General features: G+C 36.0%; 22 protein-coding genes and 1 riboswitch. Of the genes, 9 read left to right on the top strand and 13 right to left on the bottom strand.

What is annotated here, in order from left to right; all coding sequences use genetic code 11:
• Nucleotides 1-75 precede the first annotated feature (75 nt).
• The 4 genes from GQS55_RS16910 (at nt 76) to GQS55_RS16895 (ending at nt 1,803) form a co-directional block, all read left to right on the top strand.
• Nucleotides 76-465 carry a hypothetical protein gene (locus tag GQS55_RS16910; protein ID WP_159821603.1) on the top strand — a complete coding sequence of 130 codons (390 nt, stop codon included), beginning with the start codon at nt 76-78 and terminating at the stop codon, nt 463-465.
• A gap of 142 nt (nt 466-607) precedes the next feature.
• The gene (locus tag GQS55_RS16905; RefSeq protein ID WP_201294527.1) at nt 608-802 is read left to right on the top strand and encodes a DUF1289 domain-containing protein; all 195 of its coding nucleotides are present in this window, start codon (nt 608-610) and stop codon (nt 800-802) included.
• Between the two features lie 105 nt (nt 803-907).
• Nucleotides 908-1,585 carry a YoaK family protein gene (locus GQS55_RS16900; RefSeq protein ID WP_159821602.1) on the top strand — a complete coding sequence of 226 codons (678 nt, stop codon included), beginning with the start codon at nt 908-910 and terminating at the stop codon, nt 1,583-1,585.
• Nucleotides 1,585-1,803, top strand: coding sequence for a DUF6500 family protein (locus tag GQS55_RS16895; RefSeq protein ID WP_159822961.1), 219 nt, complete (start codon nt 1,585-1,587; stop codon nt 1,801-1,803). Before GQS55_RS16900 ends, GQS55_RS16895 begins: the two co-directional genes overlap by 1 nt.
• Nucleotides 1,804-1,935: 132 nt before the next feature.
• Here GQS55_RS16895 and GQS55_RS16890 read toward each other — a convergent pair whose 3' ends face one another.
• Nucleotides 1,936-2,604 (bottom strand): GntR family transcriptional regulator, encoded by a 669-nt coding sequence (locus GQS55_RS16890; RefSeq protein WP_159821601.1) that lies wholly within the window; start codon nt 2,602-2,604, stop codon nt 1,936-1,938.
• A 240-nt stretch (nt 2,605-2,844) separates the two neighbouring features.
• Between GQS55_RS16890 and GQS55_RS16885 the strand changes: the two genes are divergently transcribed.
• The gene (locus GQS55_RS16885; protein WP_159821600.1) at nt 2,845-3,465 is read left to right on the top strand and encodes an alpha-ketoglutarate-dependent dioxygenase AlkB family protein; all 621 of its coding nucleotides are present in this window, start codon (nt 2,845-2,847) and stop codon (nt 3,463-3,465) included.
• A 24-nt stretch (nt 3,466-3,489) separates the two neighbouring features.
• Here GQS55_RS16885 and GQS55_RS16880 read toward each other — a convergent pair whose 3' ends face one another.
• Nucleotides 3,490-4,362: a transporter substrate-binding domain-containing protein gene (locus GQS55_RS16880; protein WP_159821599.1), complete on the bottom strand. Its 873-nt coding sequence runs from the start codon at nt 4,360-4,362 to the stop codon at nt 3,490-3,492.
• 268 nt (nt 4,363-4,630) lie between these two features.
• Between GQS55_RS16880 and GQS55_RS16875 the strand changes: the two genes are divergently transcribed.
• Nucleotides 4,631-6,148 (top strand): S10 family peptidase, encoded by a 1,518-nt coding sequence (locus tag GQS55_RS16875; RefSeq protein WP_159821598.1) that lies wholly within the window; start codon nt 4,631-4,633, stop codon nt 6,146-6,148.
• 481 nt (nt 6,149-6,629) lie between these two features.
• Complete coding sequence (rmf, locus tag GQS55_RS16870; protein WP_159821597.1) at nt 6,630-6,803, top strand: ribosome modulation factor; 174 nt, start codon at nt 6,630-6,632, stop codon at nt 6,801-6,803.
• Between the two features lie 165 nt (nt 6,804-6,968).
• Here the strand turns inward: rmf and GQS55_RS16865 are convergent, their stop codons facing one another.
• The 10 genes from GQS55_RS16865 to moaA form a co-directional block, all read right to left on the bottom strand.
• Nucleotides 6,969-7,730: a HesA/MoeB/ThiF family protein gene (locus GQS55_RS16865; RefSeq protein WP_159821596.1), complete on the bottom strand. Its 762-nt coding sequence runs from the start codon at nt 7,728-7,730 to the stop codon at nt 6,969-6,971.
• A gap of 64 nt (nt 7,731-7,794) precedes the next feature.
• Nucleotides 7,795-8,958, bottom strand: coding sequence for a molybdenum ABC transporter ATP-binding protein (modC, locus tag GQS55_RS16860; protein ID WP_159821595.1), 1,164 nt, complete (start codon nt 8,956-8,958; stop codon nt 7,795-7,797).
• A complete protein-coding gene (modB, locus tag GQS55_RS16855) occupies nt 8,955-9,644 on the bottom strand; it encodes a molybdate ABC transporter permease subunit (RefSeq protein WP_159821594.1) in 690 nt (229 codons plus the stop codon). Before modB ends, modC begins: the two co-directional genes overlap by 4 nt.
• A gap of 1 nt (nt 9,645) precedes the next feature.
• Nucleotides 9,646-10,458, bottom strand: a complete 813-nt coding sequence (modA, locus tag GQS55_RS16850; RefSeq protein WP_159821593.1) for a molybdate ABC transporter substrate-binding protein — start codon at nt 10,456-10,458, stop codon at nt 9,646-9,648.
• Nucleotides 10,459-10,471: 13 nt separating this feature from the next.
• The gene (gene moaE, locus GQS55_RS16845; protein ID WP_159821592.1) at nt 10,472-10,936 is read right to left on the bottom strand and encodes a molybdopterin synthase catalytic subunit MoaE; all 465 of its coding nucleotides are present in this window, start codon (nt 10,934-10,936) and stop codon (nt 10,472-10,474) included.
• A 56-nt stretch (nt 10,937-10,992) separates the two neighbouring features.
• Nucleotides 10,993-11,241 carry a molybdopterin converting factor subunit 1 gene (moaD, locus tag GQS55_RS16840; protein WP_159821591.1) on the bottom strand — a complete coding sequence of 83 codons (249 nt, stop codon included), beginning with the start codon at nt 11,239-11,241 and terminating at the stop codon, nt 10,993-10,995.
• An 84-nt stretch (nt 11,242-11,325) separates the two neighbouring features.
• Nucleotides 11,326-11,826, bottom strand: a complete 501-nt coding sequence (gene moaC, locus GQS55_RS16835; protein ID WP_159821590.1) for a cyclic pyranopterin monophosphate synthase MoaC — start codon at nt 11,824-11,826, stop codon at nt 11,326-11,328.
• Complete coding sequence (gene moaB / locus GQS55_RS16830; protein WP_159821589.1) at nt 11,826-12,368, bottom strand: molybdenum cofactor biosynthesis protein B; 543 nt, start codon at nt 12,366-12,368, stop codon at nt 11,826-11,828. Before moaB ends, moaC begins: the two co-directional genes overlap by 1 nt.
• A gap of 36 nt (nt 12,369-12,404) precedes the next feature.
• On the bottom strand, nt 12,405-13,049 hold the full coding sequence (mobA, locus tag GQS55_RS16825; protein ID WP_159821588.1) for a molybdenum cofactor guanylyltransferase: 645 nt from the start codon (nt 13,047-13,049) through the stop codon (nt 12,405-12,407).
• 1 nt (nt 13,050) lies between these two features.
• Nucleotides 13,051-14,022 carry a GTP 3',8-cyclase MoaA gene (gene moaA / locus GQS55_RS16820; RefSeq protein ID WP_159821587.1) on the bottom strand — a complete coding sequence of 324 codons (972 nt, stop codon included), beginning with the start codon at nt 14,020-14,022 and terminating at the stop codon, nt 13,051-13,053.
• A riboswitch (molybdenum cofactor riboswitch) is annotated at nt 14,008-14,188 on the bottom strand. (Overlaps the previous gene by 15 nt.)
• A gap of 218 nt (nt 14,189-14,406) precedes the next feature.
• Here moaA and moeA point away from each other — a divergent pair.
• Both moeA and GQS55_RS16810 read left to right on the top strand, forming a co-directional pair.
• On the top strand, nt 14,407-15,642 hold the full coding sequence (moeA, locus tag GQS55_RS16815; RefSeq protein WP_159821586.1) for a molybdopterin molybdotransferase MoeA: 1,236 nt from the start codon (nt 14,407-14,409) through the stop codon (nt 15,640-15,642).
• Nucleotides 15,643-15,748: 106 nt separating this feature from the next.
• Complete coding sequence (locus GQS55_RS16810) at nt 15,749-16,138, top strand: hypothetical protein (RefSeq protein ID WP_159821585.1); 390 nt, start codon at nt 15,749-15,751, stop codon at nt 16,136-16,138.
• A gap of 47 nt (nt 16,139-16,185) precedes the next feature.
• Here the strand turns inward: GQS55_RS16810 and hemL are convergent, their stop codons facing one another.
• A complete protein-coding gene (gene hemL / locus GQS55_RS16805; protein WP_159821584.1) occupies nt 16,186-17,493 on the bottom strand; it encodes a glutamate-1-semialdehyde 2,1-aminomutase in 1,308 nt (435 codons plus the stop codon).
• Nucleotides 17,494-17,517 lie beyond the last annotated feature (24 nt).

The following is a 17,517-nucleotide window of genomic DNA, read 5'->3' as shown; positions in this document are numbered from 1 at the left end:
CAGAAAACTGACAGGTTGTTAGTTTTTCAATCTTTAGCCTGTTAAATGGGGCTTTATGAGTGTTAAGGAGTACTAATGCAAGAACATGGTTCTTTTAAAATAGAAGTAATTGATCAAACATTAATTATTAAATGTTTTGATGCTTGGAATCTTGAAACAGTGATAAGGCTTTGTCGAGAATACAAAGAACATGTTGAAAGCATTAAAGATAAACCGTGGGGGTGTTTAGTAGATTTAAGTCAATGGGAATTGTCTACGCCAGATATGTGGGATGAAATTAATAAATTAAATGAATGGGGAAATATTAATAATCAAAAATATGAAGCGGTTATTTGTAGTATGTCTCTTCAACAAGTGTTAATGGAAGATAGTCACACGGCCTTAACGAATGTTGAAACAAATTTTTGTGACAACATAGAGCAAGCATATGATTGGTTAAATAGTGTTGGTGTATTAAAAATTTAGCCAAAAATAAATAAAGCTAAATGCTACAATACATTAAATAAATACAGGTGGCTGACACTTAATGGTAAAGTTCAATGCTTATAGTTACTAAGGGTATTAGATTAGTACTATTTGCTGCTTTCAATCGTTAAGTCTTATAAATATGATTATGGTAAATAAGAACAATATAATAACTCCTTGTGTAGGCCAATGTGGCTTAGATGAAAATGATATTTGTATAGGATGCTGTAGATCCAAAATGGAAATTACAGGTTGGATGAATAAATCTAACGCAGAAAAAACAGCAATAGTTATTAGGTGCAAAAAGAATATGGCACTAAATCGACAGAATCGCTAACAATTGAATCTGCCACAGATTCGGTTTTAAAAATGATCTAAAAATATCACCTTCCCATTGTAACTTACTACTTTATTGACAGGACTAACAGCCAAAAGGATTACCGTGATTTCGAAATTACCTCGCTGGGTAGAATATGGTTCATTTATACTTGCACTGGTTGCAGGACTTGTTAACTCTATTGGGTTGTTAGGCTTTAAACACCAATCAGTGTCTCATTTGTCAGGCACAGCAACACTTTTTGGCACTGGCATTATCAATTCAGATTTTTCTGATGTAACTCATTTGGCTTTGGTTATGCTTAGCTTTCTTTTTGGCTCGGTAATTTCGGGCTACTTCATACGTAGTGGTTCGTTAAAGCTAGGACGTAATTACAGTGGGTTATTATTGTTAGAGTCTATATTTTTGTTCGGCTCTATTTATTTCTTATCAGACAATTATTCGCTCGGACATTATTTAGCTTCAGCGGCTTGTGGATTACAGAATGCCTTAGCAACAACTTATAGTGGTGCTGTTATTAGAACAACGCATGTAACGGGGATATTTACCGATTTAGGAATTATGATAGGCTCTAAATTAAGAGGAGAATATTTTGATAAAAGAAAGGGACTTTTGTTTTTGTTAATTATTCTTGGATTTATTGTTGGCGGCTCTTGTGGTGCCTATCTTTTTAGTCTTTTCCGGTTTTATGCACTTATGGTTCCGGCCGGTATCTGTTTGTTGTTAGCGCTGTCTTATTCTGTTTACAATGCTAAATTCATTATAAAAAAGGATAGTAAATGATGGAAATAGAATTAAGACAAAAAATAATAGACGTTTGTGATAAAAAAATAGCCAGTAAAGGCAATAATGTTGGATTATCATTTTATGCTTTTTTTGCTAATAAAAATGATAATCCAGCGCTTTTAATGGAAGTGGCAACTTGGTGGATTCAAACACATCAGTTAGATCATTTTGAGAAGGCTGATAAAATAAAAACTATGGTTGAAAATAATGTGTGACTTTTACTATTTACAATTAATTTTATCAGAAAGTAAAACGTTCCGTAACTGTCAACGCTGAAAGCCTTAGCGCTAGTAAAGGCTTGTTTAGCTTATTTAAATAATAAATAAATTCAGCTTAGCTATCAAAAATTAAACTTTTCCTGATTCACGTTGCACTAAAAATGCTTTAATTTCATCTCTAGAGCTAAGAATGTGTTGTTTTAATTTTGCTACAGCATTATCTATATCGCGCGCCTGACAAAAAGCTAATAATTCGGCATGTTCAGGACCTGCTTTAGAAATACCGCCAGCCCACAATAAATGCATACGTATATATCGGTCTGCATTTTTATTTAGAATATTCACTAAATCAGAAGTTTGCGGTCGTTTAGCGCCAGAATACAAGCAATTATGAAAGCTTGAATTTAACTCGCTCCAGGTATTTGCTGCATTTTCCTTACCTAGAGCGCTATCAAGTTTAATTAATAATTCATTGGCTTCTATTAAAGCTTCATCAGTGATATTTACCAAAGATGCGGCAAGTAAGTCACCTTCAATCATTGCTCTTAATTCAAATAATTCATCAACTTGATCAAGGTTTAAGCTAGTAGCACTTGCGCCTTTATGCGGCTCAAATGAGACTAAACCTTCAGCTTCAAGTTGTAATAATGCTTCTCGTACAGGAATACGACTAACGTTTAATTCTTCTGCTAACGCGGCTTGACGCAGTGGTTGGCCAGCAATTATTTCCCCACTAAGTATTTTTTCACGTAAAACTTCCACAACGAGCTGGGTACGAGTTTTGTATTCAATTGCCATTATTTTATGCCATTGTTTGCTGTTATAGGTTTGAAGGGGATTTTCTATTTTATACAATTCATTATAAAGATATTATCAACGAAAAAAAGAGTCATGGATAAATCTTTAGCTTGCTTTAGGTTTATTAATGGAAAGTTACTCAATTATCGTATTTAAATAACGATATACAGCTAAAAAATTTTGATGATGTATGAATACCATGGTACTGTTTATTTTTACAGTTGTTGTGTGAGGGGGATCATGAACTTATTCGATGCATTTTTAGCGGAGCCTATAAATATTCTGCCTCAAGATGGCGTTGTTAATTTTTACGGTGAAGTAATGTCGCTAACAGAGGCTGATTTTTATTTTAACCGCTTATTAGACGAAGTAGATTGGCGCTGTGATCAAGCTATCATTCTTGGAAAATTAATTGAAACTAAGCGAAAGGTGGCTTGGTACGGTGATTCAGGTCAAAAAGAGCCCTTTAGTTATACCTACTCAAATACGACTAAATATTCGTTACCTTGGACGCCTAATCTTCATTATTTGAAAGAACTCGTAGAGCAGAAAACGAATGAAACCTATAATTCGTGTTTGCTTAATTTGTATCATAGCGGAGCTGAAGGCATGGCTTGGCATAGTGACGGCGAAACAGACCTTAAAGATAATGGCGCGATTGCTTCATTAAGCTTTGGTGCGGAACGTAAGTTTGCTTTTAAACATAAAACAAATAAAGAAATGATTTCATTACAGTTAAAGCCAGCTAGTTTATTAGTGATGAAAGGTGAAACGCAAAAGCACTGGTTACACCGATTACCACCCACTAAAAAAGTACTTGAACCAAGAATTAATCTAACTTTTAGAACCATACAACAATAAATAAATCCGCAATTTGTCAGAAAACTAATTAATACCCTCAAGACTTATATCGTTGTAGTCAGGATTACTTATTTTAATGATTCTACGATTTTTCAAATTAGCACGGTTAATATCATCGGCATAATATTTATCTAATATCATTTTAATTTCACCATTGGCTATTAATTTACGTAATCCTACTTCTATGCGCCTTGCTATACGGGGTTCTTGTGGTGATATATGAATATAAGTCGACATAGGGAGGTATAGCGCCAGTGTTGGCTCGACGACGAGACTCTTTAAATCAGGTTGACGCCTTTCAAGTTCATCATAAATCTCGTAGACAGCTCTAGGAATGTAATCAAATCTAGCCCGTTTTAACATTTGAAATAAACCTTCAAAGTTATGCGTTGTTGTTACTTTTAAACCATGGCTTTCAAATACCTTTGTTGTCGCCCAGTGGTGCTGAAGCCCTGCATTTAGCTTACCTAAGTCTTCGAGGTTTTTAACTTTACTAAACTGAGCAAGTTGTGACTCACGAACGAGTAATAATCGATAGTTTAGTAGGCCTTGTCTGATAGGAATTTTAATTATGCTGACTTCACTATCCCAAGCTTTGTTATACGGCCCTATGTAAGCGTTAATATTCTCCTTGTTTTTTAGAGATATAAAGGCTCTTTTAGGCGTCATGCTCATTTCAATTGCTTCAAACAGAAAAGGGCCAAACTCTTCTTCTGTAATTTGGAGCGATCGAATAATCACTTCGTTTTTATGATTGGATCTTTTATCGTCCGCTAGTAACGGCTTTAATAACTTAACAGTATCAATTGCTATTACTCTAGGTGTAAAGACAAAAAATATAATAATAAGTAGTTTTATTAAGTGAGTTTGTTTTATTTTATTCTCCTTTATATTCAAGTTATTACAGGAGAATATAAATATATAACATTGCACCGATTAGGTTTTATATATGCGTATCTTTCAACCCCGTGTATTGTAAGTATAGCTCGATTATTGAAAATGGGAGGGATAACATTTTTACTTGTTTACTCGATTAATGACAGGAATTAAGCCTACTGTTTTAAATTAATAATTTAATCTTATTATTGTGTAGGTTTAACTTAATTAACTGATAGGTAATGATCTTTATGGTAGTTTATTAACAAATTAATTACTGAGATATGAAATGAAATTATTTACGACACTTACTTCTATCGTTTTCTTGGTTGGTATCTCTCTTTCATCAGCAACTTTTGCAAAAAATGAACGCAAACTTGTTATTGATGAAAAGCAAACCAGCCAACACAGCACTAAAATTAATGGTAAAAAAATAAAATACAGTGCGACCACGGGCACTCAACCGGTATGGGATGACGAGGGAAGCCCAACGGCAAGTCTTTTTTATACCTATTATCAACGCACTGATATTAAAAATAATAGCAAACGTCCGTTATTAATCTCATTTAATGGTGGCCCAGGTTCAGCTTCCGTGTGGATGCATGTTGCTTATACTGGCCCAAAAGTGCTGAATGTCGATGATGAAGGCTATCCACTGCAACCTTATGGTGTTAAAACCAATCCTTATTCTATTTTAGACGTAGCAGATATTGTTTTTGTTAATCCTGTAAACACCGGTTATTCAAGAGTTTTACCTAATAAAGACGGTAAAATTCCTAGTAAGGAAGAACAAAAAGCCATGTTTTTTGGTGTTAATGCTGATGTTAAGTACTTAGCTGAGTGGGTTAATACGTTCGTTACTCGAAATAACCGTTGGCGTTCACCTAAGTATTTAATTGGAGAAAGTTATGGCACTACCCGAGTTTCCGGCTTGGCTTTAGCGCTACAACAGCAGCAATGGATGTATGTGAACGGTGTTATTTTAGTCTCGCCAACAGATATTGGCATTAAGCGAGATGGCCCTGTGAAATCAGCTAATCGTTTACCTTATTTTGCTGCCGCTGCTTGGTATCACAACGCTTTACCAGCTCTATATCAAGCCAAAGATTTAGATGAGTTATTACCTGAAGTAGAGCAATTTACGATAAATGAATATATGCCAGCGTTAGCAAAGGGTGGTTTTATTTCAAGTGATGAAAAACTAAATATCGCAAAATGGGTGTCTATGTACTCAGGTTTGTCTGTTGATGCGATAATAGCAAATAATTTAGATATAAATAATAACTTTTTTTGGAAAGAGTTATTGCGCGACAGAAAGCAAACGATTGGCCGTTTAGATTCACGTTATTTAGGGATTGATAAAAAAGTTGCCGGTTCTCGTCCAGATTATAACGCAGAGTTAACATCGTGGTTGCATAGCTTTACGCCAGCGATTAATTATTATTTACGTGAAGAGCTAAATTACAAAACAGATGTTAAATACAATATGTTTGGTAATGTACATCCATGGAATCGTAGTAATAACAATACAGGTGAAAACTTACGTTTAGCGATGGCACAAAACCCGTATTTAAATGTGATGATTCAGTCAGGTTACTTTGACGGCGCAACTAATTACTTTGACGCCAAGTATACTATGTGGCAATTAGATCCTAGTGGGCAAATGCGTGACCGTTTATCTTTCAAAGGTTATAGAAGTGGTCATATGATGTATCTTCGTCATGAAGATTTAAAACAATCAAACCAAGATGTTCGTCAATTTATTCAGCAAACATTACCGGCAGAAGATGAAGCTGCCAAGTATTAATACCCGGTTGGTAGTTAGTTGATTTGAATTATGGTTAATTAACTCCCTCCAAATATCAGGTATTATTTTAGGGGCATTTTATTGCCCCTTTTTTAAACTGAATTCATATAAGCAGTTTATTTTTATACCATCTGTTTATATGTGAAAAGTAGACTATTACGCTAAAGAATTGTTTTATTTGATAGAAGCAATTTTATTGTAATCTTATTTATTCTGATGAATATTAACCTGACTTTTATTCACACTTTTTTACGTTTTTCATACTTGCAACCACTTTCAAAATCATTTTAAATCAATTGTCGGTTGATTGTTTATTGAGCATCTTTATTAAAGCTATCATTGAAGCTTTAATTGAAGTTTATGTGAGTACAATTGGTTAATTTTACTTATTAAATATAGCGATAATGAACAATTAATCTGCCTTGTCATCATTGATTTTTCAGTGATAATTTAAAAGATACTTTTTACGAGGTGTTAAGTAATGAAAAGACAGAAAAGAGATCGGTTAGGAAGAGCGCACTCAAATGGTTACCAAGCGGGCTTAAGTGGTAAATCAAAAGAACATTGCCCTTATCAATGTATTGATGCTAAGTCTGAGTGGCTAGGGGGATGGCGTGAAGCCTTAACCGATAGAAATATGGGGTTATTCAGATGATACCTTACGAAAATAGCGCAACTTAAGCTTAGGTAAGCAGTCTTAATTAGGCTTAAGGCGGTCAATATACTTTGTAAAATGATTGATATCATCACGCTTTTGATATCAATCATTACCGTCAATCTTATTATTTACATGTATATTGATACTTACCTCAGTTTAATATTACTTGTTCCCACACACATTGCAGTTTTGTTGTTTTTTCATATTAAATTGTTGCCATTGATTTGCTAAACCATCATATAAATTTAGCTTATTAATTTGAACGTTATTCTCACTACCATCAGCTGTTAATACTTTTATTGCTTGCAAGGCTTGCATACCACCAATAATAGCGAGTACAGGGCCTAATATACCGAGTGTTTGGCAATTATTCGTTGGTGCTTTTAATGAGGTTGGAAATAAACAATGATAGCAAGCACTGTCTTTATTTCGAGGGTCAACAAGTAGTTGTTGGCCGTCAAACCCCGTTGCAGCGCCTATTACTAAAGGTACAGTATGTGTGACACAGGCCTGGTTAATTAAATAACGTGTTTGAATGTTATCCGAGCAATCTAAGACTAAATCTACTTGTGGAACATAATAGTCACACAACTCTTGGTCTAACATTTCATCAATGGCTTCAATATTGCTGTCAGGAAATTGTGTACTAAGTTTTTCTGCGGCAACATCCGCTTTGTTTTGATTAATATCCTGTTCGTCAAACTGTATTTGGCGTGGTAAGTTGCTCAGCTCTATATTATCACCATCAGCAAGATATAAGGTACCAACACCAGCAGCCGCTAAATATAGGCTAACAGGGTTACCTAAACCGCCGACCCCAACAATGAGTACTTTGGCATTTCGCAGTGCTATTTGCCCTTGCTCACCAATTTTACCCATCATTATTTGTCGTGAATACTTAAGCTGCTCTTGCGTTGTTAACACTGTGATACCTTTAATTTTAAGTGAACGTGTATAATTTATTTGTTGATGTTTTGATATTGTAACGTCAATAAAGGTAAGTGCGAACAGCACTGGCTTTAAATTGTAAATATACGCGCTGATTAATATTAAGTGCCAGTTTTTGTTGTGAAAAGGTACTTATATTAATAAAAAACGTTTGTTCTATTTTACCTTCTACTGATGTGGCAGTAATTAACACTTTATTTTTCATCGTATTAATTGAAACTATTTTGACAAAAAGGTGGTTCACGATAGATGAATTAATTGGTTCGGTTAATGAAATACTAATATCGCTGGCTAGAATAAAGCAGCGTAGTGTTTCTTGTGTAAAGCTGTCATCAAGCGCAGGTAAATAAATATTTTCAACGTCATTCAATGCTAATATTGCGAGACCTTGACCATTATCTAAGGTTTTTATCGGTAGAGATAAACTGGTTTGTTGATGAATAATGTCATCGATATCGCTGTTTGCATCTGAATAATTTAATTGATGGATCATGGTATGAATAGCATCATAACCAATAATTTTTCCTTGCGATAATACGAGTAATTTATCACATACCTGCTGAAGTTCATCAAGTGAATGACTGACATAAAACATGGGTAACTGAAGCTCATTTTGAACTTTAAGCATTAACCTTAATAAGCTCGTTTTTGCTTTTCTATCAAGAGCGCTAAGCGGCTCATCAAGTAATAACAATGTTGGCTCAGCTAAAATAGCACGAGCAAGTGCTACTCGTTGTTTTTGCCCACCAGAAAGTTCATTAATAGATTTATGGCGAAGGTTATCTAACGCTGTTAACTTAATGATCTCATCAAAATTCAATCGATTATTCTTACAGCGCTTAGTTGCAAATTTCAAATTATCAACAACGTTTAAATGTGGGAATAAACGCGAGTCTTGAAATACTAAGCCAATATTTCTTTGTTCTGCTTTGATGAATATATTGTTTTTACTATCAATTAAGTCGATATTATTTAAGGTAATTGAACCGGTGATTTTTTTTTCTAAACCGGCAATAGCACGTAAAAGTGTTGATTTTCCTGAGCCAGAATGGCCAAAAATACCAGTAATACCTTCCAGTGAGAGTCCTTGCTTAACGGTTAATTGAAATTGTTCAAAACCATGCTGTTCAAAGTCAAGTTGCTCAAAGCAAAGTTGAATATCGAGAGATAAGGGGTAAGTAGTGTTTAATGAAACATCGGTCATCTCTTCGCCCTATTCATGGTTTGCTTTCTTGGACTATTCAATAGATAAATTGAGGCTAACAAAACCATAGAGCCAATTAATAAGCTAATTGCTAGCACATGGGCTCTGGCATAATCGAAGGCTTCAACATGATCAAAAAGGGCAATAGACAATACTCTTGTTTCACCGGGAATATTACCACCAATCATGAGTATTACACCAAACTCACCTACGGTATGAGCAAAGCCTAAACTGGCGGCAGTAATAAAACTTGCTTTGGTTATAGGTAAAACAATATTAAAAAATCTATCCATTGGTCCAGCACCTAGCATTGCACCCGCTTCTAGCAAAGGATCGCCTAGTTGCTCAAACGCTTTTTGTAAGGGTTGTACTACAAAAGGCATAGAGTAGAGCACAGAGCCAATAACAATAGCTGAAAAACTAAAGGCGAGTTGTTGCCCTGTTGCTTGTTGCCAAAGTTGTCCAGGCAAATATTGCGGTGAAAATGCAATAAGTAAATAAAAGCCGAGCACCGTTGGCGGTAACACTAAAGGTAAGGCGACAATTGCTTCAATAATAACTTTAAAACGACTGCGCATTTTAGCTAAATACCAGGCTAAAGGCGTACCAATAAGTAGTAAAATTAAGGTTGTTAAGGCCGCCATTTTCAAAGTGGTTAATAAGGCAAGTACATCAGAATTTATCATGTTACCGTTGCTCTATCGCCGCATAGCCAAAATCAACAATCTTTTTTTGCACACTGGGTGACAGTAAATATTCACTTAATTTTTTTGCGTTATCGACATTTTTACTGTTTTTTAGGATGACAAGTTGCTGCTCTATTGGCTGATGATAATCTGAAGGGATAACAGCGCCAGCTAGGTTATTTAATACCAGTTGGCTATTGGCTATTAAACCGTTGCTTACTGCTTGTGTACGAATTTGAGCAAACGTTTGGTTGATATTAATGCCGACAACAAGTTTATTTTGATATTGTTGCCATAGCGCTAAATGCTCTAAAGTTTCTTTAGCAGCTTTGCCGTAAGGGGCAGTATCTGGGTTTGCAATAGCAAAGCGTTGATTTTCCTTTTGATACAAGTGTTGTAAGTCTGCTAATGTTGCTGTGGAATTAATTGATAAAAGTGCTAATTGTCCTAGTGCATAAGTTTTTCGACTATTTGCAATGATCAAACTTTGCTGTTCAAGTTTTGCTGGTCTGATGCTATCAGCAGCTAGGAAAATATCGAAAGGGGCACCATGTTGTATTTGTATAAACATAGCGCCAGTCGCACCGCTAATAATTTGTGTATTGATATTCGTTTGTTGATGAAAATCTCTTAAAAGCTCTTTTAATGGGGTGGTAAAGTTAGAAGCTACGGCAATACGTAGCGGTTCAAGACTACCATTGTTTTGTTCTGCTTTATTAGCACTCAGGGCTTGATTACTATGTATTATGCTAATGATGAGTAAAAGGAAGGCTATTTTATTAGCAAGTGATTGAGTAAATGAATACAGTTTCATTGGTTCTTTTCCCTTACCAAACGGCCGCTTTATTTTGATCACTTGATTTAGCGTCTAACCACTTAACACCGTCTTTATTGGCTTCTTTTTTCCAAAAAGGAGCCTGTACTTTTAAGTAATCCATAATAAATTCATTGGCAGCGAATGCATCTTTACGATGTTGGCTAGTTACGCCAACAAACACAATTTGATCACCAATAAATAGCTCTCCAATACGGTGAATAACTTTTACACGTCCTATGCTCCAGCGCTCTTTTGCTTGATTAATAATGGCTGATAATGATTTTTCAGTCATCACAGGATAATGCTCTAGGGTTAAACTAGTAACACTCTTACCTTCATTTTGATTACGAACACGCCCAGTAAACGTTACCACAGCGCCATCTGTCGCATTATCTTTCTCAAGTAAGGCAACTTCATCTGCTAAGCTAAAGTCTTCGATCTGTATTGATATTTCTGAGCGATTAGTTGTTGTCATCTTGTAACCTGTTCTGTTATTAGCTAAATAAGAGTCGCTGTTCGTAAAGGGGAAATTTATCCGCCAGTAACAGGAGGGAAGAAAGCAACTTCATCGCCAGATTTAATAGTTTGTTCATCACTAACCATATCGTGATTAACGGCTGACAGTAATGAATCGTTAGCAAAAATTTGTTGCCATTGCTCATCGGTATTCGCCAGTTGTTTTTTTACATCGGCAACCGTAGTTAAGCCTTGGATATTTATGGATAGCTCACTGCAATTAAGTTGCTCACGCAAGGCGGCAAAAAAAACGATTTTTATCATGTTCTTCTCTCTTTCAATGAAGGTAAGTAAATGTTCACTTACGAATAAATTCACATTTTAAAAGGCTCTTAGGAAAGTATTTCTTTATAAAGACTGCCAATGTCCTGACTTACCGCCTTCTTTAGTTAATACTTTAATATTGCCAATTTCCATCGCAGGATCTGCGGCTTTACACATATCAAATAAAGTTAAACAAGCAACTGATACTGCCGTTAAAGCTTCCATTTCAACACCGGTTTGTCCCGTTAAACGACAAAGACTTGTTACCTTCACTTGTGAGTTCTCTTCGTCTAAACTGAAATCAACTTGTACTTTACTTAGCATCAACGGATGACATAAAGGTATTAAATCACTACATTTTTTAGCTGCTTGAATACCGGCAATACGAGCAACGGCAAACACATCGCCTTTTTTATGTTTACCTGTCGTAATTAATTCAAAAGTAGCGCGGTTCATGCTTATAACACCTTGCGCTGTAGCGGTACGTGAGGTCATCGCTTTTTCGGTCACATCAACCATATTAGCTTCGCCTTGTTGATTAAGGTGGCTAAGTGTTGGTGATGTTGATGTTGTTGAACTACTCATTAGTTACGTGTCTCGCATTGTTCAGCGTTAATATTTAAATGAGGGACGAAGTTGCATGGTTTATGGCTAGCATCTAATTGTTCTTTGATTACTTTATCCCAGGCAGTTTTACATGCATTAGTTGAACCTGGCACACATAAAATGACCGTTTTATTTGCCATACCACCTAAAGCGCGCGATTGAATTGTTGATGTACCTATTTCACCTAATGAAACATAGCGAAATACTTCACCAAAACCTTCAATATTTTTATCAAACAAAGGCATTAATGCTTCAGGTGTATTGTCTCGCTCGGTAAAGCCGGTGCCACCTGTAGAAATAATGACATTAATACTATCATCAGCAACCCATTTAGAAACTTGAGCTCGCAGTTGGTATATATCATCAATAACAATCGCTTTATCTACTAGTGTATGACCTGCGGTTGTGAGTCGTTCGACTAATGCTTGACCAGAAGTATCATTGTCTTCTGTACGAGTATCTGAAACAGTTAATACTGCAATATTTAAGGGAATGAAAGTTGTGCCGCCATGTGCTGACATAAGTTATCCTTTACGCTATCTGTTTAAATTAATCGGTTAAAAGTTAAGTTGCTGTTTTGCTTGTTGCCATTGTTCGGGCGTGTTTGTATTAAATAAAACAGCTTTGTCATTAATCTGTATTGCTTGATGTGGGATATTTTTTAACAAGGCCTTAATTGAAGGACCTTTTTTAGCCTCACCACTATTCAGTAGTGAATGCTCATTTGTTAGATTATGTGCAAATGCTTGTGTTAAAAATAATTCTACATAAGAACTGTTAGGCAAGTAGAGAGGAATACTATGACCTTCGAAGAATGTTGCCTTATGGCTTAATTCTCCTTTAATACGTAAGTCTGTTAGGGCTTTTGCGGTCATAAAAGGCAAGTCAACGGGCAGTATTAATAATGATTTCACATTAGGGTACTTGGCTAATACACTTAAAATGCCACCAACAGGACCACTCTTTTCTACTTTATCGGGTATGTCATATTGGTCACCACTAACAACAATGTTATTAATACCTGAGTTAGTCAGTGTTTGCTTAGAAAAGGCTAGCATAGACTGTAGTGAATTATTGCCTCTAACTAACTTGGCTTTGTCATAGCCCATACGAGAAGATAAGCCACCAGCAAGAACGACGCCTAAGCATTCATAACTTAATAATGCAGTATCTATCGGGGCAGTGTTTACAATATTTTTCATACTAACCACCTAACATCGCTAAATGTTTTGTGCCGCCAGTAAGTTTGTCATGTAGGAAGTGAGTTGCTTTTTTATCACCTAGTAAAGACAATATTTGTGCTTGTAATGGTTCAATATCATCACATTGTAATTGTTCGCGTAAAGACAAACCGTTTTCGCTGAATAGGCACAAATGTAATTTTCCTGATGAACTCACTCGTAAGCGGTTGCAACTGCTACAGAAATCTTTGGAGTAGGGCATGATTAGCCCAATACGACCTTGATAGTCAGGATGATAAAACTCTTGTGCAGGCCCCGCAGATCTATCTTGTAGCACGGGTAACCAGCCATCAAGAATTAAGTTTTGTTTTATGCGAGAGCCTTGCACATGCTGTGCATCAAAAAAGGCTTTATTATCGCCAGTTTGCATCAACTCTATGAAACGTAAGGTGACAGGAGTATCTTTTAGCCAATCTAAATAGCTTTGAATATCGTAGCCACTGTATTCGCGCATTAATACTGTGTTCACTTTAACCGTTGGGCGTCCATCAGCTAAAGCCATATCAATACCTTTTAAAATAGTATTGAGTTTGTCATGCCCTGTAATAGCATGAAACTTACGAGGATCTAAGCTATCAATACTGATGTTGATGGCATCAATGCCAGCATCTAACCAATGCGGTAAATGTTCAGGCAATTTAAAACCATTACTAGTGATAGCAACTTTTTTAATGCCTTGAGTTTGTTTACAAGCATGGATGATCTCAGGAAGATCTTTACGAAGTGCTGGCTCACCACCGGTGATCCGAATTTTCTCCGTACCTAAACTAGCAAAGGCAGAAGTTAAACGTTTTATTTCCGCAAGAGAAAGAAAGTCACGTGGTTGGTCACACTGATAACCGTCAGGCAGGCAGTATGTGCATTTGAAATTACAAACGTCCGTAATCGATAGGCGTAGATAATAAAACCTACGGCCAAAATTGTCTTTTAACATATCACCTTTCCAAATGTAGGGAGGCTAACGCGTTTCCTTGTTAACCCTGGCAGTAAATTGCTATCAATAAATTATTCAATGAAAACAATTACTACGGCTTTAAATAACATGGCCAGTCTTTATAAAGTCTGGCGTTAACTATTTAAGCTCGGTGTAAAATAATTATATAGTCTTATGACTCAAGAAAAAGTATACCACTTAATAGCCAGCATAATAGTACTTTTTGATTTTCTGTCTTAATCTGTATATAGGCAATAAAAAGCACAATTACTTTTGCTACTAATTAGGTAATAATAGCGACCATATGATCTTTGAATGATTAATAAAATAATATTTTAAGATATTCAAAGGTATTTCAAAAATAAAAAATTAAGCGAGATTATCATGTCTGATTGTTGTTCTGTTCCTGGTTTATTACCATTTGAGGATGCGTTAGAAAATTTGTTGTCACAAATAACACCGGTGACAGAAACGTTAACTATACCAATTTCGCAAGCGCTTAATTATGTTTTAGCTCAAGAGATTAACAGCCCATTAAATGTCCCTAATCATGATAATTCAGCAATGGATGGTTATGCTTTTGCTATTGAGAGTTTTCAAACCAGTAAAGTATTAACGTTAGTTGGTCGTTCTATGGCTGGCTCTCCTTTTGAAGGTGAGTGTAAATTAGGTGAGTGCATTCGTATTATGACCGGTGCAAAGATACCAGAGAGTTGTGATAGTGTTGAAATGCAAGAAAACGTGCAAGTAGATGCTGATAATATAACCTTCCTTAATGAAAAATCACCTGGTTCTCATGTACGTAAAGCTGGTGAAGATATTCAATTAGGCCAGCCAGTTTTTAGCTTAGGGCACAAGTTATCAGCTGTAGATATTGGCATTTTATCTTCGTTAGGTATTAGTGCCGTTAAGGTTTATCGCCAAGTTAAAGTTGCGTTAATTTCGACAGGAGATGAGCTTAAATTACCAGGACAAGTATTGGCGTCAGGTGATATTTACGAGAGTAATAGTTTTGTTTTACGTGGCATGCTAGAAAAGCTGCATATTGAAGTCATTGATTTTGGTATTGTTGAAGATGATTTCGACTTAATAAAGGCGGCTTTTGTTAGTGCCGATAAACAGGCGGATGCGGTTATTTCATCTGGTGGTGTTTCTGTGGGAGAAGCGGACTACACTAAAACAGTGCTTGATGATTTAGGTGAAATTGGTTTTTGGAAAATAGCAATGAAACCCGGTAAGCCTTTTGCTTTTGGTAAGCTACCCAATAGTATTTTTTTTGGTTTACCAGGAAACCCTGTTTCAGCGTTAGTCACTTTTCACCAGTTAGCAATGCTTGGTTTAACTAAAATGCAAAATGCAGAACCGTTAAAGCGCACTCATTTAAAGGTAAAATGTGTTAAAGATTTGAAAAAATCACCAGGTCGCATGGACTTCCAGCGTGGCGTACTTAGTATTAATGACCAAGGCGAGAATGTAGTTGAATCAACAGGTTCGCAAGGCTCTGGTATTCTATCTAGCTTAGTACAAGCAAATTGTTTTATTGTGTTACCCGCTGCGCAAGGCAGAGTTAATGCCGGAGAAGTAGTGACTGTTCAATTGTTCGATCAATTTATTATTTAAACTAATTGTTCATAATGTTCTATAGTTTGTTGTGTTGAGAAAATATAAAAACCTAGTTATTAAGGTTTAGTTATAATTATTATTGTGTGTATACGAGGAAATAGAGATGAAACATGAACTTAGTTTTTGTTCAATAAATATTCTTAATGAAAATATAGCGGAAGTCATTGTGAATAAATCCGTTGAAATGTCGATAGAAATGGTAGAAGAATATGATGAGTTTTTATCAACACATTTTTCAAGTTATTTTGGCTTACTCATCAATAAAGTTAATCGTTATGACTACTCATTTGAAGCAAAATTAAGCATTGCATCTCATGAAAAATTAAAAGTTATTGCGGTTATTAATTATAGCGATGAAAGCGAAGTACTAACTCAAAAAATGAAAAACCTAAGAGCCGTAGACAGTTGGAATTTAAAAAACTTCTCAGGTATAGATTTAGGTTGGCAAGACGGTTTTGATTGGTTAAAAAAAGAGTTATCTGCTGTTAGCTGATAACTCTTTTTATAGGCTTATATGTAAATTAATCAATGCCTAAATTATTACAACTGAGCAAAACACTCAGCCGCAGCTTCAAGGGTTTTTTCAATAATATCATCAGTATGCGCCATTGATAAAAATCCGGCTTCAAAAGCTGATGGCGCTAAGTAAACACCGTGCTCAAGCATCAAATGGAAAAAGCGATTAAATTTGTCTTTGTCACATGCCATTACTTGTTCAAAGCTTGTGATTGGAGCTTCATCACTAGTGAAAAAGAAGCCAAACATAGCGCCAACATAGTTGATATTTAAATCAATACCGTTTCGGTCAGCAGCAGCTTTTAAGCCCATCGCTAATTTTTCAGTAGCATCACTTAACTGCTGGTGCTTATTACCTTGTGATAATTCTGTTAATGCTGCTAACCCTGCTGCCATAGCAATAGGGTTACCAGAAAGTGTTCCTGCTTGGTATACAGGACCAAGAGGGGCAATGTAATCCATTATCTCTTTTTTACCACCAAAAGCGCCAACAGGCATGCCGCCGCCAATCACTTTACCTAACGTCGTTAAGTCGGGTTTGATATTGTAATGTGCTTGTGCACCACCTAAAGCAACACGGAAACCAGTCATTACTTCATCAAAAATAAGGACAGAGTTATACTCATCACATACATCACGTAGTCCTTCCAAAAAGCCTTGCACAGGTGGAATACAGTTCATGTTGCCAGCAACAGGCTCAACAATAATACAAGCGATTTGGTCTGGGTACTTAGCAAATATTTCTTTAACTTCTGCCAAGTTATTATAGCTAACTGTTAGGGTATGTTTAGCAAAATCTTCAGGAATGCCTGGAGAGTTAGGTACACCTAATGTTAAAGCGCCAGAGCCTGCTTTTACTAATAATGAGTCAGCATGGCCATGGTAACAGCCTTCAAATTTTAATATTTTATCACGGCCAGTGAAGCCTCGAGCCAAGCGAATTGCACTCATTGTGGCTTCGGTTCCAGAGCTAACCATACGTAAAGATTCCATTGAAGGAACTAATTCACGTACTTTTTCTGCCATGGTAATTTCTAACTCTGTTGGCGCACCAAAACTTAAGCCATTTTGTGCTGTAGTAATTACAGCATCCAAAATAGCAGGGTGATTGTGACCTAAAATCATCGGTCCCCAAGAACCAACATAATCAATGTAAGCATTATCGTCGGCATCATAAATGTAAGCGCCCTCTGCGCGTTTGATAAATGATGGTGTGCCACCTACGCTGCTAAATGCACGTACTGGTGAATTAACGCCACCAGGAATAACACTTTTTGCTTTAGCAAATAATTGCTCTGAATTACTCGTTGAAAGGCTTGTTGTTCCATTCATAGTAAAAACCCTTTTTGGTTTATT

It is taken from the genome of Colwellia sp. 20A7 (genome assembly GCF_009832865.1).
GTDB lineage: Bacteria > Pseudomonadota > Gammaproteobacteria > Enterobacterales > Alteromonadaceae > Colwellia.
The sequence above is the reverse complement of the archived record's forward strand: the minus strand, read 5'-3'. Positions and strand labels throughout refer to the sequence as shown.

Bases quoted from the DNA above. Each gene is read 5' to 3' on its own strand.
- GQS55_RS16910 (WP_159821603.1), top strand. From the start codon at position 76: ATGCAAGAACATGGTTCTTTTAAAATAGAAGTAATTGATCAAACATTA.
- GQS55_RS16905 (WP_201294527.1), top strand. From the start codon at position 608: ATGATTATGGTAAATAAGAACAATATAATAACTCCTTGTGTAGGCCAA.
- GQS55_RS16895 (WP_159822961.1), top strand. From the start codon at position 1,585: ATGGAAATAGAATTAAGACAAAAAATAATAGACGTTTGTGATAAAAAA.
- GQS55_RS16890 (WP_159821601.1), bottom strand. From the start codon at position 2,604: ATGGCAATTGAATACAAAACTCGTACCCAGCTCGTTGTGGAAGTTTTA.
- GQS55_RS16885 (WP_159821600.1), top strand. From the start codon at position 2,845: ATGAACTTATTCGATGCATTTTTAGCGGAGCCTATAAATATTCTGCCT.
- GQS55_RS16875 (WP_159821598.1), top strand. From the start codon at position 4,631: ATGAAATTATTTACGACACTTACTTCTATCGTTTTCTTGGTTGGTATC.
- rmf (WP_159821597.1), top strand. From the start codon at position 6,630: ATGAAAAGACAGAAAAGAGATCGGTTAGGAAGAGCGCACTCAAATGGT.
- modC (WP_159821595.1), bottom strand. From the start codon at position 8,958: ATGACCGATGTTTCATTAAACACTACTTACCCCTTATCTCTCGATATT.
- modB (WP_159821594.1), bottom strand. From the start codon at position 9,644: ATGATAAATTCTGATGTACTTGCCTTATTAACCACTTTGAAAATGGCG.
- modA (WP_159821593.1), bottom strand. From the start codon at position 10,458: ATGAAACTGTATTCATTTACTCAATCACTTGCTAATAAAATAGCCTTC.
- moaE (WP_159821592.1), bottom strand. From the start codon at position 10,936: ATGACAACAACTAATCGCTCAGAAATATCAATACAGATCGAAGACTTT.
- moaD (WP_159821591.1), bottom strand. From the start codon at position 11,241: ATGATAAAAATCGTTTTTTTTGCCGCCTTGCGTGAGCAACTTAATTGC.
- moaC (WP_159821590.1), bottom strand. From the start codon at position 11,826: ATGAGTAGTTCAACAACATCAACATCACCAACACTTAGCCACCTTAAT.
- moaB (WP_159821589.1), bottom strand. From the start codon at position 12,368: ATGTCAGCACATGGCGGCACAACTTTCATTCCCTTAAATATTGCAGTA.
- mobA (WP_159821588.1), bottom strand. From the start codon at position 13,049: ATGAAAAATATTGTAAACACTGCCCCGATAGATACTGCATTATTAAGT.
- moaA (WP_159821587.1), bottom strand. From the start codon at position 14,022: ATGTTAAAAGACAATTTTGGCCGTAGGTTTTATTATCTACGCCTATCG.
- moeA (WP_159821586.1), top strand. From the start codon at position 14,407: ATGTCTGATTGTTGTTCTGTTCCTGGTTTATTACCATTTGAGGATGCG.
- GQS55_RS16810 (WP_159821585.1), top strand. From the start codon at position 15,749: ATGAAACATGAACTTAGTTTTTGTTCAATAAATATTCTTAATGAAAAT.
- hemL (WP_159821584.1), bottom strand. From the start codon at position 17,493: ATGAATGGAACAACAAGCCTTTCAACGAGTAATTCAGAGCAATTATTT.